Below are 24,889 nucleotides of genomic sequence, written 5' to 3' on the forward strand. Positions count from 1 at the left end.
AAGAACAACCCTCGCTTGCCGGCGGGGGTTTTTCTTTTGTAGGTCCGTTTTAATATGGATTTGCGCTGCGCAGTCCCGATAAGAATAATAACGCGACGATAATCTTTCAGATTGTAACGACTTGTCCCTTTTATTAAAAGCAACAATATCGATCTTTCGGCATTTTTGATTCTTCACCATGCCGAATCAGCCTCGCTATCCTCGCGGCGGCTTTCGGCGACAGTCGTCACAACGCGGCCGCGTCGATCGACTGCCGGCGGAAAGATGGGCATCTCGTCGCCCGCGCGCCAGATCCAAGCCGGCATTTCGCTCGATTCGACCAATTCGTCGAGCGCTTGATCTGCTTCTTCATCGTCACCAGGAGGGCAGATGTACATGGCCGTCGGTGGCCCATCGACGTCGACCAGCACCGCGGTGGCCAACGGTTTGTCGTCTGCAAGGTTGTACCGCAACCCTTTCACGAATCGACGACCGCCCGATGTAAGCGCATCGAGCACAAGCTTGTCATAGGTGTGCTCGAAGGGGATCCAGTTCGCGGACACAACCATCACGGAAAGCGCTTCGAGCGTCGCAACGCCGGTCGGCCCCATCCAGAATGTGCCAATAAAGACCAGCCGCGTATCCTCCATGCTGTCCCAGAGGGCGAGTTCGTTCGCGAATCGCTTCTGCAGGCGCCGGTGCAAATCCTCGTTCATCATGAACGGAAACTTCGGCAGATGCTTTGCCACGATCTTGAAGCCATATCGGGACGCTGTGATCTCCTTCGCCTCGCCGATCACGATCATCATTTTCTTCGTCTTGCCCGGTGCAACAAGTTCGGCCATGTGCGCAATTCGACGCTGCGCGATCTCGGTCTCGCGATCGAGCGAGAACGTTTCGGGGATGTACAGATTTTGCTGGAGCGGCGCACGTTTCGACACCTTATCGAAGGCCGCCTGCAACAGCGCCTTCCGAACGACGTACCAGCTGCGCTTGCCGTCCATCGCTGGATGCCATCGATTCAAGCCCGCTTCATCCCACAGGTAGTGCAGCATGCCGCGCAGCGTCAACTTTGCACCGTCCGTGCGAACGGTATCCCCCAGCACACCAGACGGTTCGGGCGTCGTCCGTGTGCCAGATTTCGAAAGTGCGAAGTCAAGACGCAGTTCGGTGACGCCTTCCTCAACGTTCTCCTTAATCGCCTGCCCCTTCAGTTCGCCCAGTCCGGACAGCTCGGCGGGCGGTTCGTACGAGGCACACTCGGGCGCATGTACCGCGCCGGTGTTCGGCATCCGCTTGATCGCGAAATGGTCGCCGACGCGCGCGATGTACATCGGAACACCGGCCGACGTGCACATGCATAGCGGCCGTTCCTTCCCTCCGTGCGCGTCGCGGAGATAGTCCTGTAGATCGGGTGCATTGGCTGCAACCAACACATCGTCAAATCGATACTCGTGAGTTCCGGACATCGGTTTCTCCTAGATGTTGGTCGTAGTTGCTGGATTCAATGGTCACGGTCATGCCGCCAGGATCAGGTCCGCGTTCGCCGCCGCGTCCATGGGTATGAAATCGGGATGCCGGACAGGATAGTCGCGAGCCCCGAACTTGACCTTCGTGAGGGGCCAATCCTTCCCGTACTTGAGATAACCCTGCAAGTCGGGGAGGTTCGCCAATTGCGACGGCGTCACCAGCAGCTCATCGCGGTCGATCTTCCGCTCGCGCGTGTTGAGATTCCACCACTGCTGATTCACCCCAATCGGATGGCGCTCGACGTCATGGCTGCCCAACATCGTCGCGAGACGCTTCGTCGTGAGCGCATTCGCCCCGCCCAAAGCGAGCAGACTACGGAAGCAGGCAAGGGCAGCGTCAGCGGGATCCTGCCCAAGGTTCATCTTGAGTTGCACCACGTCTTGCAGACCGCCCACAACGCAGAGCCCGTGCTTCCGACCCTTCGAGACAGCGGGCTCGAAGCTGTACAGACGGCCGATCGACGCCAGCTCGTCCATGTTTACCCACAGTCGACGAGAGAAGCTGGGCGCATCGCTCAAAATCATCGCGAATACCAGATCCAGCCAGATCGGAATCGTCGGCCCAAGTGCGGTGCGCTGATCCTCGCGCCATGTGATCCAAATGTTCCCGGCGTTCTCATCTCGCATCCATTTCCGAATCGAAAAGTCGCCATCTGGAATCCTGATCAGCGGCCGGACGTACTTATTGAGCGTGAAGATGATGCTCGCCGTCGCCCTTTCAGCGTCCTTTGCAAAGAAGCCGGCGGACCCGGTCTGTTCGTGGAATTTCGCGAGCACGTCTCGGCGCTCGCGCGTCGTGAGGTCGACCAGGACCCGCATGTCGGGCATGTCGTCGTTGTGCAGCCGCGTCATGGTGTCGGACAACAGAAAGCGGGCATAGCCTGCCCACTCCTCGGCCTGGTCACCCACCTGTGGCGGAATCGCAGAATGCGAAACGCGGTCGAAGTCAAAGTCGTGCCCCGCTTCATTGAACAGCGACCAGCCCACGCACCGACGGTCGTATGGGTTGATGATGATGTCGCCGGGGAGAAAAAAGCGCGAGCACAGACTCCCGTTTGGGTCGACTGTGACCATGCGATCGCCACGGTCCAGCGCACTTGCGATCAAGCCCTGAATTGCTTGGCTCTTGCCGGTCCCCGGCGCGCCGACGATCATGATGTTCTGCGTCTCGAGATCAGTCGGCATCTCAACGCCGCAGACCTTGACGGGCGGCCGTGGCTCGTCCCCGCGCTTCCTCGCTACTCTCTGGTACCGCTTGTTGTGCGCGCGGATCTTCGCGTCCAGCTGATGCCGGTTCAGCATGCGCGTTCCACGAATGAACTTCGCATATCGCGCGCCTTCGAACCCGTCGAAGAGATGTTCGCGGCAGACATGCCAGGTGTAGGCAGCCAAGCACGTACCAGGTAACGCACCCCAGAGCGTCAGGGGCTCATGGAACGCGGCTTGGATTGCCCTCACCGTACCCGCAGGGAACGGGAGCGGCACATGGCCGCTCAACGCCAAGGTTGCACACGCGCCAGCCGCGACAGACGCGACGGCGCATATAGATTGCGTTTGGACGACTTCGTGCTTCTGCATGCTTACAGCCCGACGCCGTCAACCTGCTTTCCCTTGCGCTTTCCCACCTCTTTTCCCTTCTCCTTTGCGACCTCCTTACCATCTGCGGTCAGGCCTGCTTCTTGGCGAAGCCCCTGCATGTACTCGGCACGCCGCTCCGCCTTCTGTTCCGGAGACAGGTCACGGAATTTCGGGCGCCCCTTCGCGGCAGCAGCCGCATCGCTTTGAGTTTGTCTCTCGGTGACGCCGGCGCCCGCCCTTACAGTTTCACTCGACGCAGCGTCCTTCGCCGCACCACTCCTCTTCGCTGTCGAGGTGGCTTTTTCCGCTGCCTTCGCGTCGGCCTGCTGTCCGAGTTGCGCCGGCGGGTGTGTCTCGACCTCAGGGGCCGATGCCGATTTATTCCGACCGAGCGGCTTGAAGCCGGTGACGCCTCTCGAGCGCTTGGACTTCCCACCCTCCTCGTTCGCGACGCCCTTGTCGCCGCCCTGGCGGCCAGCGGCCTGCGCGTCCGCGATCGCAGCTACCGCTTTCGCATCAATTTGAGGAAGCAGCTCGAGCGCAGCTTTTCCAACTGCGGCTGATGCCACCTTCGGTGCCTTGCTGGCGACGTCTGCATTCGATCCGTCCTTGTCGAGAGACGGGCCATTTTCCCGACTCTTAAAAGCTTGCCAAAATGCACGGCGCGCTTCGTCGAGCATTGCCCTATCCGTATTGATATCGGACGAGCCGCTCGCGAACACGCCGCGCAATGCATCTAAGACTTCGGCGGTCGGCTCCCCGCTGCGTTGCGCAATTTCCGAAGCGACGACCTTTAGCCGCACGGGATCTTGCAACTCCTCGCGGGTGTATTGGGTGGTCGCGCGGAGACGGTCCCCATCCTTCAACGGTGCCTCCTTCGCACCGCGCTCCTTGCTTTCGGCAATATCGGCTGTAGGGGTCACTTCTACAACAGGCGCCCCTGAGTTCGCTACCGGAGCGATCTTTTCCTCCTGCACTCGCTGGCCCAGTTCGCCGGCGACCGGAATATTCGCCGGTACCGCTTCGCTGACAGCGAGCGTCCCAACCGACTGATGGCTGCGCTCGGCTCGGCTGGCCGCGTCCAACCCTGAATTCGTCGGTGCGGCCGATGCGGATTCAATCCCGAGTTCTCGTTCGAGCCTTGCCACCAGGGCCTTTTCTCGTTGATCAAGCAGGATCTCCTCCCGTCGCAACTCTCTTTCTCGATCGGCGATCGACCTCGCCCACCCATCAAGGTCTCGGGAATAACCTCGGCCACCGTTCGTCTCGGTGGCTACGGCGAGCATCGAGGCGATCTCCTCTCGCGAGTACGTCTTCTGCTCGCTCACCTCCTTGTGTTCCTGCAGGAGCGAGCGAGCGCGTGCTGCGTCAATCATCGCCAGCTGTTCAAGGCCTGCCAGCAAAGCCGCTCTATCCGCAATCTGACGCGCGCGTTCGTCCTGCTCAAGGTCCATGCGGCCGAGTTCCGCCTCGAGTGCCTGACGCATCTCGGGCGTGTCGATCAGATCACCCGATTGAAGTCCGAACGCTCGCTTGAGCTTGTCTGCCGCTTTTGCGTGTTCGGCCTCCTGTGCGTTGCGCTTCGCATCCGTGCGTATTGCATCAAGGACCGATTGGGGATCGGTCTTCGCCTTCTCCTCCCGGTAGGCAATGTTCTGCGCACGCTCGGCGACGACTCGTGCTCGCTCCAGGAGCGACGCCTCGCGACGCGCGAGATCCTGCTGGCGCTCCGGGTTCGCGAAGCGAAGTTTGAGTGAATCGAGAATCGACATGGCTTTTCCCCGTAGATTGACGCGACCGTGCCAGATGGCCCCAAGCTCGGCATCCGGTAGCGCGCGCCAATTATATATCCCCGTTGGGGATAGTTAAAAGAGCGGATTAGTACGTGGGCCGAAAAGGGGTGCCGGTTCTCCACCGCGATCGCCAGTGCTCAAGATATGTACCGGCGAGATCCGGTCTGTTCCAGAGGACAATCACGTTTTCGCTATTCGACTTTGCCGCAGCACGGCTGTAGTTGAACGACCCAGTCTCGAGATGCTTGCCGTCCGAGATGATCACTTTGTCGTGTTGTATCTTGTATCGACTGCTCAGTCTCACTGGAACGCCAGCGTTCGACAGTAGGTTAAGCGCAGCGGTACCCGCGTCGGTCCGGCTTTGCCCCGCGTCGACAACCAGTTGCACATCGACACCACGTTTTTTCGCCGCGATCAACGCACGCACAATATCCGGAGACGTAAAGGTAAATGCCATGACCCGGATCTCTCGCTCTGCGCGCTCGATAACATCAAGCACGAGCCGAAGCGCTCCGCCTTCCGGTGAAAAGCCGACTTGGACTGCCGGCGGCGCAGTTGCAACATCGGCGCGAACAGCCGGTGCCGACGCGACTAGCGCAATTGCTACACCGACAGACGCGGCAGACATCCGCCAACGCCGGATTTGGAAAATTGAGCTTCCGCGGGACATATCAATCACCTCGCGTGGATACGCTTTAAGAGCTTTCCCTTGACGAACACGTCGAAAGCCCACGGGCTCTGAGGTTCCTGCCAGATGACTCGGTCGTAGACGCTCAAGGATTCCATGTCACCTCGGTACCCGTTTCCCGCTGTGCCGCCGCTTCCTTGAAGGTACGTCACGAAGCTTCCAACGCGGTTGCCAACGCATGCCAAACGCACTCCGGGACTGCCGTAGCTTCCGCCGTACGATCGTTCAGGCGTTCCCTTCAAGGTGAAGTTTCGTTCGGAGTCCTGCCACATGAAGCCTCCGCCGCCATTGCCAGGCTTTCGTGTCCCTTCTACCAGCCACTCGCCCCGGCCGGCCTCTCGCGTACCGTCCGGGCATGGATCGAACGGATTCCACACCTGGGTGAGATCCATTCCACTCCCGGAGCACCCTGGCCATCCGCGCCCATGGAGGAGATCATCCATTAGCCTATCCATTGCCGGCGCGCATTCTGTCTTCTCGTCCCATGGACCATTTGGATTCAAAATACACAAGACCACCTTGCATCCATAGGAATCGTCGGCCGCCGCCTCTACCGCTGTCCCCGCAACAGTCGCGGCTATCAGCCCTTTAATTGCCAGCATTGCTGCCCTGTTCATCACTTCCCCCGTATATTCATTCACCGCTTTGTTCAGTTCGCCGCCGCTCGGGGGACACAACCCCATCCTCGTCGTCATCGCCGTAGGTCGTGAACCACGAGTCTTGCCGGGGCTCGCCCGGAGCACTACGCCCTTGCCGGTTCGGGCGCCCCGGCGCCGCAGGGGATGTATCCGCCTTGACGTCGGACACCACTCCGATCGGGTGAACATCTTTCAAGTCAGACAACGGCGTCGATGCTGCCACCTTGATCGCATACGAGCGGCCCCGGTTGAAGTCTCCGGAGTAGTAGCAAGACAAGGCCGCGCGCACGGCCGCGCCATCATCCGGATAGCGCTTCTGCGCGCGGTCGTAGCACTCCTTTAGGATGGCGGACCCGGTATTGAGATTTCGACAGGCGTCGAACATATCCTCCGCAGTGCGTCCGTAGCGTGCCAGGTTGTACTTGTTGACCTGGACCAGTCCCATGCTGTAGTTCCACCCCCCGGCCTCGAGCGCAGCGACCGTCGCCAATGCTTCGGCCTTGGTTCTTGGCTGCCGAACGAGATGGCCGCCCACAACACCGATTGCGTACGGATTTCCACCACTCTCTACGGTTCCAATTCGCCCGAGCAGTTTTGGATGGACGTCCGGTGCGCAGACTTTTGCGAGCACATTGAACGCCTTCGTCACGCTTTCGCGATCGGTGTTTGCTACTCCCATTGCGGGTGCGAGTGCGCCGGCGATTACGGCCGCACCAATGAACCACTTACCTCTTTGCAAAATAGATCTCCCGAATTCCGCGTACGCCGTCTGTGAATCGGTGCATCTGGATAACGATATCGATCAGTCCACGTGCGTAATCGATGATCTCGGCTCGGAGCATTGTCGTTCCAGCACGCATCACCATATCCGCCAGGCGCCCCCACATATGCTCCGGACTGTTCGAGTGCATTGTCGTCATCCATCCCCCGTGGCCAGTGTTCAGCATTTCCAATGCGACGAACGCCTCAGCACCACGCAACTCGCCGGGGATCACCCTGTCAGGCGTCATCCGAAGCGTCGCCTCCATGAGCTCCGAGGGGCTTACCTTGGAGACCCCCTGATTTCCGCGTGAGAAAATCAGGTTGACGACATTGCGCTGCCGTAGCTGCAGCTCGAGCGCGTCCTGGATGGTCACGATTCGCTCGTGCTCCCCGATCATTCGGCACAGCATGTTGATGAACGAGGTCTTCCCGACATTCGTCGGGGCGGTCACCAGAATGTTCTTTTTTGCCTGAATCGCGAGGCGAAGAAACTGCGGCCAGTTCTTTTCATTAAAAGCCTTCGCGAGACCAGCGTCGAGATCCTCTTCCTCCGGGAGTGGAACATTGATTCGGTCGAACGCACCAGACGCGGCCCAGTAGTCGATATCCATATCGAATGGCGATGGCTTTCGAATCGTGATCGACACCGTCCCGTGGGGCACCGCAGGCGCCTGCACGTATTGGAATCGGTAGTCGGAATGGCCGGTAAGGCCCGAAGAAATAGATGCTGAAAGCAGCGGCGCTTTTTCGCTGACGTTTTGCCGCGATTCGTACGCGACTAGCCTGGCGATGTCCTCGAGCACATCGACGGAGATCCTCCCGACGTCACATGGCTCCATATACCGAGCGCCGCGACGAAGCGCGAACACACTCGTCGGCCCATTAATGGCAATTTCAGTGATGTCCGGATCCGCAAGGAGCGGTGAGATCGCTCCAGTCCTGTTATGCCATGCCGGCAAAATTGCTGTCGACACGTCACTTCCTCCTAACGCGTTCGCCGCGCGCGACTGCGCCCGCACACATCACGATCGGTCGATCGAGGCAGGCGCGTGCCTCCCAGCACCGGCGTGCAATGTCTTTCAGGCGCGCCTCGGTTATCAATACGTCGACGCCAGTCCTGATGCCGGCCATTCTCATAAGCCGGATGTGCACGGCGTCGGCCAGCGCGTTGTTCAACTGGTCGCGCAGCTCACGTGCCGGCTCGAGCTTATTCATCCGCATCGGTGTATCGCTCCGTTCGTCGAGAGCCGCAATGCTCCGAGAAGTCGAGCACCTGTTCGACTTGGATTCGAACCCGGGTTCCCTGAGGATTGGTCACTGTCGGCGGAATATTCGCGTAGCCCCCAAGCAATTGCTGCGACGACTGCGCAAACGACTGTTGCACTCCCTGCCGATACGTCGCTACGGAATTGTTTCCGCTGTCCGACGAAACCCCGGCGGTCGCGGCTCCTGCGCCGAGAATCGACAGCACGGCGCTCATCCCAATGATCTGCCCGATGTGACGATCGACATCCCCATCGATGCCGGCAGTCCCAAGCTGATCGCTCACGGATGATCCCAGCTGGATCGTCTCGCCGTTCGGCAGCAATGCCGTCGCGGTCGGCATAAAAGTCCGTTCCTGGCCTGCTCGGACGACCGGATTGGTACGCCCGGTAATCACCGTGCCCCACGGAATTAATGGAATTCGACCTCGATGGCCGAGAGTGTCGCGCGTCACAAGAAAAGTCACAGCGCCCGGGAGATCCGACGTCGCGCGCGGTCGCAGCGACGCCTCGATAATTTGCCCCGGCATGATCTTGCACTCGGTTCTATCGAACTTCTGCGCCTTAGATACAGTGATCCCCTCCGCGCTAACGGATCGAGCAAAAGCCGCATTCGGATCATTGACGGCGCGTTCGCCTCCACTTCGTTCGCCGGGTGTGGATGGCCCGCCGGACAGCGGATCAGCGTCCCCGCTTCCGCCGCTCTCCGAGTCGAAAATATCGGATTTCAGGCGAATTTGGCGAGCTTGCTCGGCTTTGAGCCGAGCGGTCTCGGCCTCGGCCGCGGCGATAGCCCGCCGGCGGCGCTCCGCTTCCACTTCTGCGTCTGCTCGCGTATCCGCCACTACGACCGGCGAAGATGCCGCTCCGGACGAAGTGGCAGCTGCCGCCTTTTTCGACTCGCTCAGAGGCGCGGCCGGCGCCGCGCTCTCGTCGATTTTCGCGCTCGCGACCTGTTGATGCGCAGGTGCTGCGGACGACTGCGACCGCTTCCACGCAAACACCCCCATCATTCCGATTAGTAGGAGAGAGCCGGCAGTCATCGCGAATTTCGCATGGCCCTGTGATTTGTTTGCAGCCAGCGACTCGCGGCGCAACGCCGCGGCGGCACGTGCGCGCTGCTCGATAGGATCCTCCCCCGGCACGGCATCGTCCGCCGGCAGGTCCCGGGGTTCTCGATCGATGTCGGTCACAGCACACTCCCCGCCGACGCAATCCCTGCGGAGCGGGCCTTTCGCACCAGCGCCGCCCGTCGGATAACACAGAGAATTCTGGCGCCATCACGGATCGTGAAGCGATTCGCCATTTGCGGGACGACTAGATAAGGGCCCTCGCGCCGGATTTCTGGCAATACTTCCGTACCGTCCTCATCGACGACATAGACGCCTGGCTTCGACTTGTCGGCGGAGAATAGGAAGTAAGTGAATTGCCCATCGTCCGCTACACGTTGGAGCCCAAACGCTTCCTCGTTGCCGGACACGAGATAGTCCGAGTTTACAAACCGAGGTTGTTGAAAACCGCCTGTCGCCGAGACGTCGGTATCGGAGTCGTCGTCCTCCTCTGGCTTCGGGTACACGAAGCGAACTGCGTAAGTCGCCTTGCTAGGATCTTTCGTGCTAGATAGATTGAAATAGTAAACATTTCGATCAGTCGTGACCGTCATGTTTGTACGGGCATCGGCCTCCACAGGCTTAATCGCGATTTGATTCCGAAACTTGCGGGTTTGCCATGCGATCGAGTCTCCGATCGCCTTGTTGAGGATCCTCTCCCCCGGCGCGAATTGAATCGTCGTGACGTTACCAAAAACACCCACAACCTCGACGACCTGGTTCGGATCAAACTGGAGCTGCTTGATCCGCGGATCGGTAGCCAAGGAGCGCGGAAACGACGCTGCGGCCGCCGTGGTGCAAGCCAACATCAACACTGCTGCCGTCAATGCAGCCGCGCGATTCATAGAATTCTTCATGCCCTTTCCCTGGTTACTCACCCACCGGACCTCGGAAGCCCGGCTCAGTGTTGTCGGTTAACGCGGTAACTACGTAGCCGGTGCCGTTGACGTAACGGTTCTTCGGCTGCAGCCCTTGCTTAATGAAGTCGTAGGTGAACATCACATGCCAGTACACCGTCGCAGATTCAGGCTGGCCATCCACGAGAGTGCTGAACGTGGCTTCGCCGCGCTTCGCCTCGCGATCGAGAATCCGAATCCGCATATCCTTCACTCGTCGGACGGCCCCCTCTGGCAATGAGTAATACGGATTTTTCTTGTTGCCAGAGTCCATCAACTGGTTGTACGCGTCGGCGACATTTCCTACTGAATGAAGACGGACGTAGTTCATGCGCTCTTCGCGAAATGCCGGGTCTAGCGTGTACCGCTCCTGCATGTATCGCGCTGCCTCGCTTTCCACGAGCGAAGTCTGCACGCTCAGCACTTCTGGCGTCCCAATCTCAACCTTAGCCACGTGGCCGTCTCGCACCGTCACGACCAACGGCGGGTCGTAATCCCGATTTGCCCGCTCTACGATGTTGTCGATCACCGTGAGTAACATGACGGGCCACGCGACGAGCGCCATAATCCATGCTCGGTTCCGCGAGACACGAATCGACTCGTGGCTCTCGATCGGTCTCCCTTGGGAGGCCGACGCTTTCTGGTTACGTTTCAAGAAATTCATCCGATTCACCACTTCGGGTTAGCGGGAACACGTGATCCGCCGGACGACACCTGACTGCCGGCCCCTCCGGGCTGACCCGCTCCGGATTGAAGCGCCTGGGTACTCGTCGCCCCGTTCAAGCCGCCACGGTGCAGTTGTTCATTGATCTGCTGCAGTACGCGAGTCGCCTCCCCTTGGCCCTGAGCCAGCTGCGTCAACGCCTGGGACGCCGCGTCCTGAGCCTTCCCAGCGTTGCTACCGGCCTTGCCGAATCCGAGCGCCTGCCCGAGCTTCCCTGCTGCGAAAGACATCGCCGCGCCGGCGACGCCAGCTCCTGCCGCGTGGCTCGATGCCAAAGCGGAGGCCAGAGGCCAGACTCCGATTGCGACGAAGATGATCATGAACAACTCGAGCGCGATCACGATTTGGGCGTCCTCGATCTGGAGTCCCACCGTCTTCACGCTCGAGAGGCCGGCCTTTGATAGCTCGGTGGCGAAGAACACCGATACAACCAGCACAATGCCAACCAGTGCAAACTTCAACATCGCCGAAAACCACGACATCGCGCTACCGCGGGTGCTGCTGTAGAAAAGAGCCGGAGCGAAGAGCGGGAACAGCAACATCGTGATGCCGGTTCCAACATCGGAGGAAATTCCGAGCACAAGTACGATCACGGCGAGGATCGAATTTAGGACCATCATGACTGCGCCGATCGCTACGATGCCCAGTTCCATCCACGAATGCTTCATAAGATCGTCGCTCGCCTTAGCGAACACGTCGTTGGCATCGCCCATGTACTCCAGCAGCCCCTTACCGCCCATCAACGCCTTGGCGGTATCGGAGCGGAGCTCGTTAAAGATGTGATATAGCTTGCCGGCCATCCCCCCCCAATTCAGGGCCGCAAAGACGAATGTGATGAGCATCATTGCCCTGATCCATGGCCAAACATCGGCCGGCTCGCGGCCGATATACGTGCTGATCACCTTGACTCCAAGCCATCCAGTCGCCAGCGCCACCGCGGCGGGCGAAACCGCGTTGCCGAGCTTGTCATAGTTCGCCATAAGGACCTGTTCAACCAACGCGGGCGCGCGGTTGAAAATGTCCTGCATGATCTGTTCGAGAGTCACTTCAGCGCTCCATCATCAAATTTAAACGAAGGACTGCTTAGTGATAGGGTGAAATTCGCATGCACACGGCGATTTCTGGATTGCGCCGGCGTGCGCGCATCCACCGAGTAAGACGACAAGCATGACGGCAGTCAATTTCAATTTCATCATTCCTCTGACACCTCGATTACTTGGAGCGCGTGAAGAACCGCTCACGCTCGGCGCGGGACTGGTTCACATCGTTCATTTGGTTTGCGAGCAATTGCGCAGACATCGCAGCAAGCTTGGCTTGGCTCGCCTGGGCCATCCCGAGCTCAGCCGACATAGCGTTCTGCAGATCGGCCGCGTCTTTGATGTTCGCTGTCGCGTCGACCTGGTTGGCCAAGCGCTTGAAGTTATCGATGTGATACTGAGCTTCGTCGTAGAGAGACTGACTAATCACGAGACCGTTGCGAACTGCGTCGGTGGCCATCTTATAGTTGGCCGCCGTTGTCTTATCCGCGAACTGCTCGACTGGCAGTGTGTTGATAATGGACTCGTAGTTCGAGGTGAGCTTCCCCAGTTTCCCGCTCTTTTGCAAATTAACGATGTCCTGCCAGCTCCCTGGTATCGCGTCCGCCATCTCCTTGGCGGAGTCCACGATCTGCTTGCCGCGGTAGTACACTCCGGTGACCGCGAGGTACTGCTCCTTTGCCTTGTTCAGCGTCTCCATCAACGTGTCGTATTGCGCCTTCAGCTGGGCGATTGTTCCGATGTCTATAGTCGGCACGCCGTCAGCCCGTGCGCCCGGCCCGTAGAATGCAGCAGCCGCAATAACCGCAGCGGCAACCCGCTTGCTCCTGGTTGTGGTCATCTCTCGCTTCCTATATTCAAACGTTATGCGTGCGGGCGGCAGCCGCACGCGCACAAAACACCGGCACCCACTTCTCGGGGGCCTTCGTCCCCAGCTCGGTCTGCACCTGCTTCATCAGCTCGACCGCCTTGTCGTTCGACGACAGCACCGGAATTAGGTCAACCATGTCGTCCATCGCGAATGACGCGCGAACACTCGGCCCTGAGCCCGGTTTGATTAGCATCTTGTAGCTTTGCGGCGGAGAATCTCGGACGAACTCGAACTCCGACCTTGAAAAATACAAATTCTCGATATAGTCCTTTGGCGTGGCTTGATCATTTGCGAGGTAGATCGTGTACACGGCTTGCTTCATTACGGCTTCGACCGGGTAATACAGCGCTTTTGGATCCGGCGTAATGAATATCGTCACGCAGTTTCTGCGTCGGAACGTCTCACGATATGTTTCGATTTTGTGTGCCCAAAAACCGGTGCGCACGAGAATTTGAGCCTCATCCCATACGACGATGGTGGGCGTTCCGTCGAGAGTTTGTTCGAACCGATGTGTCAGGTATCCGGTGTAAATTTGAAGCTCTGGTCGAGCCTCCTTGTCCTTCATCACATGCTTCATTTCGACGCGAATATGCCGATTGGACGAGAGATCGAGAGTGTCATCCTCGTCGCCGTCGAACACGGCACCATTCTCGCCATCCTCGACCCAAATCCGTAGCGCCTCGTACAACGCAGTCCCTCGTCCGAACTGCCACATCATGTTCCGAAGCCGCCGGTCCTTGAATGGCGTCTTCTCCTCATCGAAATTGTCTTCGACGGCCTTCTGGATCTTCGCGTAATCCTCGGTCGTGACTTTGTATCCATAGCACTCCGCCATCATTCTGATCAGATCACGAAGCATCGCCCGGTTCGCCGGGCTATCGTCCATCTTGCAAGGATTCCCAAGCGACTGATTGGAGCCGAGCACGATCTCCTGTCCATTCATTGCCTCGAAGAAAACGGTGGCCGCATCGTAGCGATCGAACCACAGTACGCGTGGCGATACTTTGTCTGCCTGGCTTACCAAGACCGCGACTAGCGTTGTCTTCCCCACACCGGTTTTCGCAACAACGTTCAGATGGCCTGGCACCATGCCGGGTCGACTCTCATGGAAGTTGAAGCAATAGACCGTGCCACCTTCGGTGGGAAGAATTACCAAGCACTCGCCCCACAGTTGGCCGTCGAACCTCCCCTGCGGATATCCGTGCATCGACGCGAAGTCCGCGAACTGGATCGTCTCGATCTTCCCGACCCGCCCGTTATGTCGCTTTGTCGCGCCCGGGATTTGCGACCAGAAGGCCCGTTCCATACCGGTCGTCTCCACGATAGGAGGAACGCCCCATCCCTTGAATACTTCGCCTACGCGGCTCACTGCGTCATCAAGACTGTTCAGAGCTTCCCCTTCCGGGTCTGGCCGGGTAGCGTCTACCGGGACGTGCACCAATACGCTCATATGGTGCGTTCCGCTGACCGAGCGATTGGCCGCCTGGCGCTTCAGGACGTTCGCGATCTGTTGCGCTTGTTCGGCCGTGTCTCGTCCTTGCCCCAACCGACGCTCGTACGTTGCCGCCTGCAGGTTTGCGTCGAGCTTGTCGATCGGGAAGAACTTCTGCGTAACGATCATCTCCGCGTCTGCTCGATGAAATGCGTCGCCCATACCGGCGCGCGAGCCGGTCGGCCATTGCGACATGGCCAGCACCTGGCCGACGCGCCAGTGATTCACGCCCTTCACTTCAAGCACGCCCTTTCCGAGAACGCTGCTTCGACCGCACTGGACATAGGCTGTCGCGATAGCCTGCGCGAGGTCGTATGACCCTGCTTTGACCGGCCCGTCCTCCAGAGTCACCAGATACCGGAGAAACCTCGCGAGTTCGCAGAACTTCCCGTCCTCGGTCACGACCGATCCCAATCGGACAGGTGCATAGTGCGCAAGCGAAGTCATGAGGGATTTCACCTTGTCCTCAAGATCGCGAACTTGCCGATCTTCGCGCTCCATCCTACCGAGGCCGCCTGAAGGGTCGAACGCGCTGAAAACGCGTTCGACCAACCCCGCCGAGCCGGAGTAATGCCGATACCGGACGATCGAGATGTAGATCTCATGTCGATAGAGCGGGCCCCGTTCATATCGCTCCCTGAACCGATCGTTGAGGACGCGCGGAAACCATGCCTTATATTCACCCGCCGGCCAAACGACTTGCTTCCGGCGAATGTCGTGCACGTAAATTCCGACGTTGCTATCGGAGATCGCACGCAAAGCTTCATTGCGGCCGCGCTTGTAGTGTTGGACGCCGAACCCATCGAGCATTTCAGCCGACAGCCCGGTAAGGCGAATGATCTGGATCTTCGCTCCGTCGATGGTATTCAACGTGTGCTCGTTGTAGTACGAGTCGACACCGAAGGGGATTTCCTTGACCAACTTCAGGTCGGCCGCCTGGTCCAGATCACCCTCGGATTGGTATCGAACCGGCGACCCGTCAAAATATCTGTCGAGAGCATTAAGGGACATACGTCTTGGTTCCATTCCAGTACGCGCGTGCGCGCGATCTCACAGCAGATCCAGCACTCTCGTACCAGACCGCGAGAGCAAACTTATCGCGCGCGGTAATCAGATAGGAGGCGATCAGGAGGATCGGAATCAGCACAAGCACCCAGATGTTTCGCCAGAAAAGGAAAATCACCGCCGGGAGAACCCACGACGCCAGGAACAGCTCAGCCAGGCAGTGCCAGAGCATCCACGGCTGCACCAACCCGACTGGGATTTCGGTAACTTCCGGTTCCATGTCGACTTCCCCGATCGTTCACGCTACGTCGATTTGAACCACTGCTTGCGCATTGTTGATTGCAGTGGCCGCTTGCCCCTTGAGATAGACGACGATCGCAGGCACGCAGAAAAATACAAAGCAGACTACGACTGCGATGACGCCCGTTTTCACGTGGATCCAGCCCTTGCCGACCATAAGGATGATGATCCCAAGCACCGCCATGAAAATGAACGGGCCGCCGTCGATGAACAGCCACGTAACGAAGTCCTTGACGAGTTGCGTGAAGGTGCCATAGCCGACCGCATGCGCATATTGCGGAACCGTGAATGCTCCACCTGCGAGCAGCGCGAGGCCCAGGACCGAGAGAATTCGGCTCTTCCGGCGGACCGCGCTCGCCTGTGTCAACTGTTGCAGCTTCGACATCTCTATTTCCCCTTTCTCTATCAAATTAGTTGTACTACTCACACACGACAATGCCGCCCACTCCGGAGAGTGGGCGGTATGTCTAGATCACTGCGCTCCGGTAGTGAACGACCACGTCTTGTTTCGCGGCAATCCGTCGCGCGCCCCGCCGAACGTTACGGTGTACCGCGTGTTCGGTTGCAATGGCGCCGTCGGGATCAGAAACGCCGTTCCCGGCGGCAGCAAGTTATTGGGATCCGCGATAGCTCCGGCGGCCGACCCCGATACGGCCGATGCAGGCAGGAGCAACCGTGTCGCGACGATAGCTCCTGATGCGTCGGTCAGTTGGAACGATGTTGCGGTGAGCTTGTTGCTCTGCGCCGCGTTGACCCGCACCATGATCGGCCGACCCGGCTGAGAGAGGTCGCCCGCGGGATTCGGCGACTCCGCCGCCATACGGGTTGCAACGTTGGTTTCGCCGTCGTACGGCGCGGTCACCACAAGGTTCTCATCGACCTGCTGACCACCTTCCGACGGCGTTCCATTCAGGTCAACCGCGCTCGATGCGTTCGGCGATCGCGTAAGCCCCGTCGACGTACCCAGGTCTAGTACGCAGAAGTACGCCGGATTATTCGACTGCAGGGGTGTTGCGACACCGACCCCCACGGATTCGGTGTTGGCAGTAACGCTGACGAGGTGGTAGACCGTATTCATCAGCTGCGCCCAGCACCCGAGTGCGTTTGCCGCGTCGCCGCTCGCACCAAAATTTGCGGCGACTACTTCCGAAACGAACTGCGACGTCGGCGCGCCGGCGGCCCGAGCTCGAAGCAGCGGCCACGCTCCCGTGAAACCCGGTAACGTGTTCACTTCGTCATGGCCAAGCGCTTGCAATGCACCGCTCAGGAGGTTGGTTTGTTCGTACTTCGCGTGAGCCGTTGCAGCTGCATCGAGGGAAAGGTCTTGACGAAGAAGGCCCACACCGAGAGCTTGTCGGTAGTTGTTGATTGCTGCGTAAAGCGTCGCCGTGGCGCTTTGGTCCGGGTAAGTGGCCGCCGGCACCGAGGTCTGTGGAGGTAGTGCGCTATTGTTTGCGGGCGGATTCACGCCTCCCGCATTTCCGCCGTTGCCGGTCGAAGGATTACCACCGCTGCCACCATCGCCACCGCCACCCCCACATGCGGCGAGTGCCCCCGCGACGAGCACGCTGATCAGAGTCAGTGAAAGTTTGTTGCCCTGGCCATTCATTGTTGTTTTCTCTCCTGGTTGAAGATGCGGGTAGGTTTCTACCCGTGTGCATTATATATCCCCAATGGGGACTATCAAGAACTTTTTACGATTTTCTATTCCACTGGATGATGTCTCGAACGAAAGCCTTCCCGAGATCCGGCATCGGTCTGAAATCGGCTGAGTTCGCTGGCAATAGCCATTTGTTCAGTGATCGCAATGGCGCATGAATCCTTGCCGCTATCCCCTCTCTAGTCAGGTTCAACTCCTTCATCGCAAGCCGAAGCAACTCTTGCTGCGGCAGCTCGGCCAGTTCACGATCCATTTCAGCGGTACACATCTGGTCCAACTGCTCCTGCTCGCTGCGAATACCCTTCCCCACCTTTACCTCCCCGAATCTGTCTTTTCTCACCAGTTGTTGGTTGGGCCAAATACTCCGCCTGGTCCCCGCGCGCTATCCCAACACACATCGCCCCGGCGATTTCCGAAGATCGGACATGGCGTCCAGGTCGGATCGGCCCCTTGCCAGTTTTTCCACGTGAGAAGGATCTGTTGCCGCGCTGGCGTGTAGATACAGCTCGCGATCCAGAGATATTGATTCCAAGGACCAGTGCCAAATTGGTTCGAGTACCAACCGGGTCTGGACACGACCAACGCGCCATAAGCCGGCGCGTCTGAGACGACGTAACGATCGCTCGCCCGCACCACCGTACCGAGGTTCCCACCGTTCGCGGTCTTGAACGACGCGAGGTTCCGGTTGCCGCTCGGATCCCAAACGACACCATTGGCCGTCACCCTGTAGTCGCCATTTACCGGAGTCCACGTCGCCGTCGGAATTCTGTCAATGGTCGACCTTTTGAGGTAATTCTCCATTCGATCCATTATCGGATTGCACACCGCAAGCGCGGATTCAACCCCATCGGAACCGCCCGGTGACGTGCCGCCGGGACTGACTGGCGGCATCAAGCACTGGTAGTAACCTCTTTCGGCTCGCCAAGAACGTGGCGCCGAACATCCTGGGACATTCGGCGTTCCAACTGGCTGGGATACCAGTTGCGCTTGCGCGATTTGTGCGCCTAGAGAGGCGGCCAGGACCACGTGTCTTCCCAATCGTCGAGTTTTCATCGCCGGATCCTTACGCATCGTTTCCGAAACTGCAGCCCACACGGATATCCGCCTGCAGTCCGAGTTCGTCGTTGATGCGGGTGCGATTACCGTCCGCAAGCACGTTGAAGATCTGCAGAACCCATTGGCTGCCGTTCCAGCCCATCTGATACACAACTCCCGAGATCGGCGGGTTATGGTTTGCGAACTCAACAGCAGATGTGACCGGAGTAATTGAGTACCACGCGGTCCCGCCGGGCCCACACGCCGGCGGTGTCACGCCCCAGCCGTTGTAGTAGCCCGCGTACTGACCCGTTGTCGTAAGGTTGCCCACCAAATTGCTGATCGCCACCCATCTACCCGTCCGGTTGCATATGAACGCCTGGTTGTTGTCGCGGACCGTGATCTGATTCCACGAGCACGTTGCAGATGTGTTGAACGTCAAACGATCCGCCCACATATCGCCATTGACGTTCATACCTGCCGGCATGGCGCCACCGTTTCCCGCCGCGACCGTGCCGGCGGCGTAAACGTCGCCCGTGCGAAGTCCACCGGCCCAACCGGGCGGCAAGTCATCTGGATCCATCCCGTTTGTGGCAATCCGACCGCTGAACCTCCCGCGGGTGCCGTTCACCGTACCTGCGTTGTTGATGTCGTTCCCCCCCATGCCGAGCGCAGTCTGCATGGTGTTCAAATCTGGCCGGTTCGGAACGCTCACGCGGTACAGGTAGCCGTTACCACCTGACGCAGTGCCGCCGAACGTCAACAGTGACGCGAGGTGCCCGCTGCCCGGGTTCCGCCATCCCGCCATTGCGAGCCTCCATCCGCCATACGTGCCGACAGCGGTGTTCGGATCCATCGTCACGTCGCCCATCTGCCGCACGTATGGAACGAATCCACCTTGAGCGCCCGACTGCGCAGCTACCTGAACAAGCTGCTTCGCTTCGATCGCGTCGCCGTTTTCTGACGTCACGATCGCCTGGAGTTGGCCCGGTGCCGGCTGCCGGACCTGTAACACCCAGTTTTGCCTGAATGCATTCGTTTCGGAGACACCCGGTGCCAGATATCCTGCGTTCCGCAGCATTGCTGTTGTGATGACGAGCGGTGCCCCGGAGGTCGCCGTTTGACTTAGGGTCGCGCCGAAATCCTTCACGTACTGCTCTGCCGCCTTCACAATCTGGCGTTGCTGTCCGGCAGTTACTGCACTCTTCACATTTGCCGTACCTTGTGCCGACCATGCCAGTAAGCCGCCAACACTTATCGTCGACAGCGCGAGCGCAACGAGAAATCCGAGTATCGCTTCCATGGTTTATGGCTTAACCTCCGCCTGATACAGCAAGCTCCAGAAAGGAACGGTAGAGGGGATAGCATGTGGCGCCCCTCCAACGATTCCCGTTGCTACCCCGTTCGCGGTTGACGTCATGTACCACGCTTCGCTGGCGTCGGTTTCTTCAATCACCCGGCCGACTGCGCCCGGAACGATCGGCGCCCATGCATACACGATGCGGCTCCCCCCGGCGTTCGCGTCGATCTTGCAGGTGGCGCCCGCAGGCGGTACAACCCCGATCTGCGACTGCACCGCGATTGAGTCGCCGGTAAGCCCGGGATTCGATATTGCCGTCCGGACGCACGCATCCGCATACGCAACCACACGATCCGCTGCTACATCCGCCCGGGCTTCGGCCTGGCCAACGGGGCCGCCTCCGATAACGCTCGTCGCGATTCCCGCGGCCTGCGAAATCAGTCCGCCGAATACCATCAGAACGACGAGAGGAAGGAGTGCGTATCCCACGGTTGGCCCTTGCTCTTACTGAATAGTGACCACGATGGTCGCGCTGTCGGTACACGCCTTCGACGCGGTTACTCGGTCCGGGGGGTTAGACGCCGTGAAGGTCGTGCCGGAGACTGCGAGCGAAACGTAGTCTTTCATGCCCGACACAACAGCCGCACACTGGTCCTTCGTTTCCGACCCACCACCGCCGAACGTGACAACGCCTTGCGCTCCGTTATTTGCGCTCGCGAACGTCACGGAGTTGCCCCAGACATCGACCACCGTCGAACCATTGCGAACCATGTTGGCCGGGACCACACGCGACGAGATCAGCTCCGCCGCGTTGGCGGTCGTGAAGTTCGCGTATCCATTGCCGCTCTGTGCGAACCCTGAACGCGCGTTCGCGATCAGATGCGAGATATCGGTCACCATCTGCGACCCCTTGTTCGCGGAGAACGCCGAAACGCTCGCAACACCCACCCCTGCGAGCGCGAGCAAGCCCAGTGCGATATATGCCAATCTAGCGAGAATTGCATCCATGATTTATCCCTTTTCGTTTGAACACGCTTAAAAAGACCCAACAGCTGTCGAACTGTCGGCAGTAAGGTCGTTCACCCCAAGCTGAAGGATGAACACAACACCTATAAGGACTACAAAGAGCACTGCACCCCACATCACACTCGTCAACACAAAACGGCGCTTCATTCGCACCATTTCCTTTCCTGATACGACTTCCATTTTTTCAGCGAACTCGTCCGATTCTTCCCGCGCCTTGATCGCCTCGATCAAGTCGTACGAAGGAAAGTCGGTCTTCGCTTCTAGCATTGCGTTTGCGAGTGACTTCCCGCCGACAATTCCGTCACGAATTGGTTTTAAGCGAGACGCCAACCACGGCGAACCAAACTGCATCTGCTCTGCCAAAGCGTTCTTGTCGATGACGCCAGACTTCAGTAAGACGGAGAACGTCAAAAGCCACGCCGTCCCACTGACATAGCGGTAAGAGCTGAACGGAAAGACGTACTTGTCGGCGAAGGTCCGTCCCTTGCCCGTCCAGCGCGGAAGCGCCCAGGCGATTCCCGCAATCGAGCCGACGAACAGCGCGCTCACCACCAGCGGCACCCACCCGGTGGCGACCTTGGAGAGCCCGAGCATTACGGCGGCCCAGCCGGTCCATTTCTCAGCCGGATAGAAGGTCGCGTATTGCGGAACGACAAATCCACCGAGAACTAACAAGAATCCATAGACGGCTAGCGCGTACACGACCGGTTGCGACATGCTCGAGGCGAACTGCCAGCGAATATCGGCCAACATGTCTTCGAGCTCGAGCACCATGCGCATCGCGCTCGGCAGCGTGCCGGATCGCTCCCCTGACCCGATGATCGTGCGTTCCATAGGGCCGAGCGATGCTCCCGTCGCAACTGTTAGCGATCGCCCCCCACGCACGGCTTTCTCGATTTGGCCGACAGCGGCAGCCGCCTTTCGGTTGGGCCGCAGCGCACGCGTAACCCAGCTGCCTGCGTCGCGCTGCAGCAGGCTAGTCTGATAGTCTTTGAGAATATCAACGAGCTTCTTCTCGCCTTTTTTCCCTTTCTCACCGTCACCGAGCAGCCCCTCTGCGATGTCGTAGATTTTTCGCCGATGACGCCACGACAGCTTTGCTCTCTTCATCCTGCCACCCGTGTGGTTGCCTTCTCGACGATTTCCGCGACATTCCTATGTACATCTACGGGATCGACGATCCCGCCGATGACGAGGTTCATTGCGTTCTCGAGCATCGAAAGATCCGAGCCCGGCCGAGCGCGATGCTTCCTCGCGGCAACTGCAGACCCATGATCGCGAAGATCATCGAGCAGCTCAGGTGTGGCCACCACAATCTCCGCAACCGCCCTTCGATCGATCACGCCGCTCCCATCGCACTCGTCGCAGCCTGCGCCACGGACATTCATCTTGGACGTATCGCCCCAGCTCGGCAGTGCCTTCGCGATATGGGGAGGCAAGTCACGATCCAGATCGAGCGCCCGTCGACACGACGGGCAAAGGATCGGCACAACACGCTGCCCCATAAATCCTGCGAGTAAGCCCGGTGCGCAAGTTACTCGCCGCGGCAGCTCTTCGATGTCGAGGCCCTCCAGTCGGTCTATCAGCCCGAATGGATCGTTTTCGTGCAATGTCGAAACTACAAAGTGCCCGGTTCGTCCCGCGTGCATTGCAGCAAGCGCCTCAAGGGCGCGGCGAATCTCTCCGACCACAATCGTGTCGGGGTCCATTCGGAGCGCATGCGCGACATACTCCACAAAATCGTCGGTCGTCAGCTGCAATGCCCACGGCATCGGCAGCTCAGTCGGGTTCTCTATCGCTATATGACTCGTTGCCGGAAAGAGACGCTTCTGATGCTTCAAGAGCTCATGAATCGTTGTCGTTTTTCCGCTGTTCGTCGGTCCGAGAACCAGAAAAATCCCCATCGGCTTCCAGAGGATCTCTTCGATCAACCTGATCTGGCGCGCTGTAAACCCCATATTTGCAAACTGCGGCTCACCCTCGGGTTTGGCAGGCACTCGCAGCTTCAGGGGACGCGCTTCCGTTCTGCGTGTTCGCCGTGTCGACTCATGCTCGGAGTATTGAATGCGCGCACGGAGGAAGCCGCCAACGCCGTCTGGCCAAGCGGGGCCGCGGATGAATCGTACGCTGTCCAAACCGACGTCGCCGAACACCGCGCCGTCTATCTGCCCGCTCTGGAATTCGGTCGGCTTATAGTACGAATCAAACGAGGTCGACAATCCCGTACAGATACAACGAATCATCTCCTCACCGTTGGCGCGATCCATACTGAGGTGCGAATCGACGACGTCCATAATGTCGCCGCGATAGCGAACTTGGATCTCCGTGTGCTGCTTGCGGATAGTGATCGCGAGATCGTTGATACCCATGGCTGCGAGCGACGCAAAGAGTTGACGCGTTCGTTGCAGCGTTCTTTGATCACTCGCGACGGACCCAACCGCTTCGGCGCCATTCGCGTCGCGTAGCGCAGCGAGCCGCTCCGCGGAGACGTATTCCACGTGTGGGTCGATTCCCTCTCGCTTCAGGTCGCGAATCCACGTCAAAAGCGCGGGATTGAACTTGAGTCGCTGGTCGACGTGCAGATCGCGCGAGATCGCTCGGTGCACATCTCGCACTTGCTCCGGCGTCAAGCGGCCCGACTGCAGGAGTTCCTGGCCCACATCGCGGCTGTTTTCAGCTGCACGCGCTTCCGCATGAATCATCTGCTTCGACGGCATAAAGCCGAGAGCAACTGCCGCCTCTCCGAATGCCTTGCCCATATGCTGGGAGTACAGTACCTGCGCACGAATAGGCGTTGGTGGTTCCGGGAATCGGATCGTGTGGCTCAGGTTGTCTTCTCCGACACTTCCATATTGGAGAACACCGCGCCGTGCCCCTTGCGCGCGCAGTTCGCTTTTGCTTGCCACCGTGTCGCGATTGGGAATTGCCACCCCGGCCGCAGCTGCGGATTCGATAGCGTTGACTTTCATACGCCCGCCTTTGAAATCGGTGAGGCGGTTTCGGAGGAGCTGTACATCGTCGCTTCGACTCGCCACTGCTGCGTCTGAAAATCGAACGATGTTCCATTTACCCGCATTGCCGGCACTTCGTCGAAGTCGGCGCCGAGCAGCCACGGCGGAGCGTAGGTTTCGAGGGTTACGTTTGTGACCCCCCACATCGGCGCGGAGGTATCCAGCGCAGGTGCACCGGGAAGCTTCGGCTGTTCACCCCCGGTCAACGTCAGCTTCAGACTGTTCTTTTGTGCGAATGTCCAGATTGCCCGGCGAGCGTCCGATTGAGTCAGCGCCGTCCCCGCAACCGTTGGTGGCAACGCGAAATCGTCTAGCACCTCGGTTGATCGATCGCCTCCTGCGTCGAGCACTCCAGGCGCATCCGCGGCAAGGCCGCCTGCCCTATTCCAGCCGACGGTTACGTTGACGCGTCCTCTGTTCGAAACACATCCCCAAGTTGAGACAACCCAGCCATCTCGCTCGAAGTCCTGCGTCTCCCATTTCCGGCCACACGCCGCGATCACCGAATTCGAGCTGGACTCCGTCGCCCACGGCAATGCCATTCGCGCAGCCTTTGCGGCAGCAGCCTGCCGCTGCTGGAGCGCTCGAATGCTAGCGATTCGCTCCTGCTCGGCGAGCTCCGCTTGCCGGGCATGGAGGAATAGGCCAATGCCGCCCGCGAGAGCGACGACGGATACGCCCGCCGCGGGAATTGCCCACCGGCGCCACACGCTAGCAGTGAGATCCTGCAATGGAGGAGTCTTCCGTGCTGCGCGGACTAGATCAACGAGATCGTCGATCCCCCCCGTTACCTGGTTCCACTCGCTTTCCGATCCGAAGCCCTCGATTACCTGGTCGATCTCTTCAGGCGTACCGACTCGATCGCCATCGGGCAGGATTCCGTGTTCGTCATGAACTGCTATCAACCACTCGCGACCGTTCTCCAACGCGTAGCGTCCAACCCATGGTTGCGGATGCGCATCGGCGATGGTCGCCGCGAGCGAGCGGAATTCTGTGGCCTTGCGGCCGGGAATGGGTTCTCCCTGACCGACCTGGACGACGCCGTGCACACTTTTGCGCACGATTCCCCAAGCCCCGTCGGTGGCTGCCAGTCGACGGAGCGTACCCTGCGAGGGTAGACGCTCCTCGTACCGCCAGATCAAACCGACGACGAAGGGCTTTCGGACATCCGGAAGCGAAATTGACTCGAGCACT

General features: G+C 59.3%; 22 protein-coding genes. All 22 read right to left on the minus strand.

Annotation, left to right across the window (positions count from 1 at the left end; genetic code table 11):
* Positions 1-173 precede the first annotated feature (173 nt).
* Positions 174-1,448 carry a DUF1173 domain-containing protein gene (locus tag WS57_RS35040; protein ID WP_059516561.1) on the minus strand — a complete coding sequence of 425 codons (1,275 nt, stop codon included), beginning with the start codon at positions 1,446-1,448 and terminating at the stop codon, positions 174-176.
* 48 nt (positions 1,449-1,496) lie between these two features.
* Complete coding sequence (locus WS57_RS35045; protein WP_230945557.1) at positions 1,497-2,900, minus strand: type IV secretion system DNA-binding domain-containing protein; 1,404 nt, start codon at positions 2,898-2,900, stop codon at positions 1,497-1,499.
* A 188-nt stretch (positions 2,901-3,088) separates the two neighbouring features.
* Entirely contained in the window at positions 3,089-4,858 is a 1,770-nt protein-coding gene (locus WS57_RS35050) for a hypothetical protein (RefSeq protein ID WP_059516557.1), read from the minus strand.
* A gap of 106 nt (positions 4,859-4,964) precedes the next feature.
* A complete protein-coding gene (locus tag WS57_RS36680) occupies positions 4,965-5,507 on the minus strand; it encodes a phospholipase D family protein (protein ID WP_081056792.1) in 543 nt (180 codons plus the stop codon).
* A gap of 693 nt (positions 5,508-6,200) precedes the next feature.
* Positions 6,201-6,884, minus strand: a complete 684-nt coding sequence (locus tag WS57_RS35055; RefSeq protein ID WP_230945556.1) for a lytic transglycosylase domain-containing protein — start codon at positions 6,882-6,884, stop codon at positions 6,201-6,203.
* 46 nt (positions 6,885-6,930) lie between these two features.
* On the minus strand, positions 6,931-7,941 hold the full coding sequence (gene virB11, locus WS57_RS35060) for a P-type DNA transfer ATPase VirB11 (protein WP_059516556.1): 1,011 nt from the start codon (positions 7,939-7,941) through the stop codon (positions 6,931-6,933).
* A gap of 1 nt (position 7,942) precedes the next feature.
* Positions 7,943-8,182 (minus strand): hypothetical protein, encoded by a 240-nt coding sequence (locus WS57_RS35065; RefSeq protein WP_059516554.1) that lies wholly within the window; start codon positions 8,180-8,182, stop codon positions 7,943-7,945.
* Positions 8,175-9,422: a TrbI/VirB10 family protein gene (locus WS57_RS35070; protein WP_059603926.1), complete on the minus strand. Its 1,248-nt coding sequence runs from the start codon at positions 9,420-9,422 to the stop codon at positions 8,175-8,177. Before WS57_RS35070 ends, WS57_RS35065 begins: the two co-directional genes overlap by 8 nt.
* A complete protein-coding gene (locus tag WS57_RS35075; RefSeq protein ID WP_059516550.1) occupies positions 9,419-10,195 on the minus strand; it encodes a TrbG/VirB9 family P-type conjugative transfer protein in 777 nt (258 codons plus the stop codon). The genes WS57_RS35070 and WS57_RS35075 overlap by 4 nt, the downstream gene beginning before the upstream one ends.
* Before the next feature lie 13 nt (positions 10,196-10,208).
* Positions 10,209-10,898: a type IV secretion system protein gene (locus WS57_RS35080; protein WP_059516548.1), complete on the minus strand. Its 690-nt coding sequence runs from the start codon at positions 10,896-10,898 to the stop codon at positions 10,209-10,211.
* A 5-nt stretch (positions 10,899-10,903) separates the two neighbouring features.
* On the minus strand, positions 10,904-12,004 hold the full coding sequence (locus WS57_RS35085; RefSeq protein WP_059516546.1) for a type IV secretion system protein: 1,101 nt from the start codon (positions 12,002-12,004) through the stop codon (positions 10,904-10,906).
* A gap of 166 nt (positions 12,005-12,170) precedes the next feature.
* Positions 12,171-12,836: a type IV secretion system protein gene (locus WS57_RS35090; RefSeq protein ID WP_063888055.1), complete on the minus strand. Its 666-nt coding sequence runs from the start codon at positions 12,834-12,836 to the stop codon at positions 12,171-12,173.
* Between the two features lie 16 nt (positions 12,837-12,852).
* Entirely contained in the window at positions 12,853-15,369 is a 2,517-nt protein-coding gene (locus WS57_RS35095; RefSeq protein WP_059516544.1) for a hypothetical protein, read from the minus strand.
* Positions 15,359-15,643 carry a VirB3 family type IV secretion system protein gene (locus WS57_RS35100; protein ID WP_059516542.1) on the minus strand — a complete coding sequence of 95 codons (285 nt, stop codon included), beginning with the start codon at positions 15,641-15,643 and terminating at the stop codon, positions 15,359-15,361. Before WS57_RS35100 ends, WS57_RS35095 begins: the two co-directional genes overlap by 11 nt.
* A gap of 18 nt (positions 15,644-15,661) precedes the next feature.
* On the minus strand, positions 15,662-16,048 hold the full coding sequence (locus tag WS57_RS35105) for a hypothetical protein (protein ID WP_059516540.1): 387 nt from the start codon (positions 16,046-16,048) through the stop codon (positions 15,662-15,664).
* 87 nt (positions 16,049-16,135) lie between these two features.
* Positions 16,136-17,272, minus strand: coding sequence for a CAP domain-containing protein (locus WS57_RS36685; protein WP_063888054.1), 1,137 nt, complete (start codon positions 17,270-17,272; stop codon positions 16,136-16,138).
* Positions 17,273-17,357: 85 nt separating this feature from the next.
* Positions 17,358-17,633: a transcriptional regulator gene (locus tag WS57_RS35110; protein WP_230945555.1), complete on the minus strand. Its 276-nt coding sequence runs from the start codon at positions 17,631-17,633 to the stop codon at positions 17,358-17,360.
* Positions 17,634-18,386: 753 nt separating this feature from the next.
* Positions 18,387-19,661, minus strand: coding sequence for a shufflon system plasmid conjugative transfer pilus tip adhesin PilV (gene pilV, locus WS57_RS35115; protein WP_081056791.1), 1,275 nt, complete (start codon positions 19,659-19,661; stop codon positions 18,387-18,389).
* A 501-nt stretch (positions 19,662-20,162) separates the two neighbouring features.
* Positions 20,163-20,666 (minus strand): type 4 pilus major pilin, encoded by a 504-nt coding sequence (locus WS57_RS35125; protein ID WP_059516531.1) that lies wholly within the window; start codon positions 20,664-20,666, stop codon positions 20,163-20,165.
* A gap of 27 nt (positions 20,667-20,693) precedes the next feature.
* Entirely contained in the window at positions 20,694-21,794 is a 1,101-nt protein-coding gene (locus WS57_RS35130; RefSeq protein ID WP_059516529.1) for a type II secretion system F family protein, read from the minus strand.
* The gene (locus WS57_RS35135; protein WP_081056790.1) at positions 21,791-23,653 is read right to left on the minus strand and encodes an ATPase, T2SS/T4P/T4SS family; all 1,863 of its coding nucleotides are present in this window, start codon (positions 23,651-23,653) and stop codon (positions 21,791-21,793) included. The genes WS57_RS35130 and WS57_RS35135 overlap by 4 nt, the downstream gene beginning before the upstream one ends.
* A complete protein-coding gene (gene pilO2 / locus WS57_RS35140) occupies positions 23,650-24,888 on the minus strand; it encodes a type 4b pilus protein PilO2 (RefSeq protein ID WP_059516525.1) in 1,239 nt (412 codons plus the stop codon). The genes WS57_RS35135 and pilO2 overlap by 4 nt, the downstream gene beginning before the upstream one ends.
* Position 24,889 lies beyond the last annotated feature (1 nt).

This window comes from Burkholderia pseudomultivorans (assembly GCF_001718415.1).
GTDB classification, from domain to species: domain Bacteria; phylum Pseudomonadota; class Gammaproteobacteria; order Burkholderiales; family Burkholderiaceae; genus Burkholderia; species Burkholderia pseudomultivorans_A.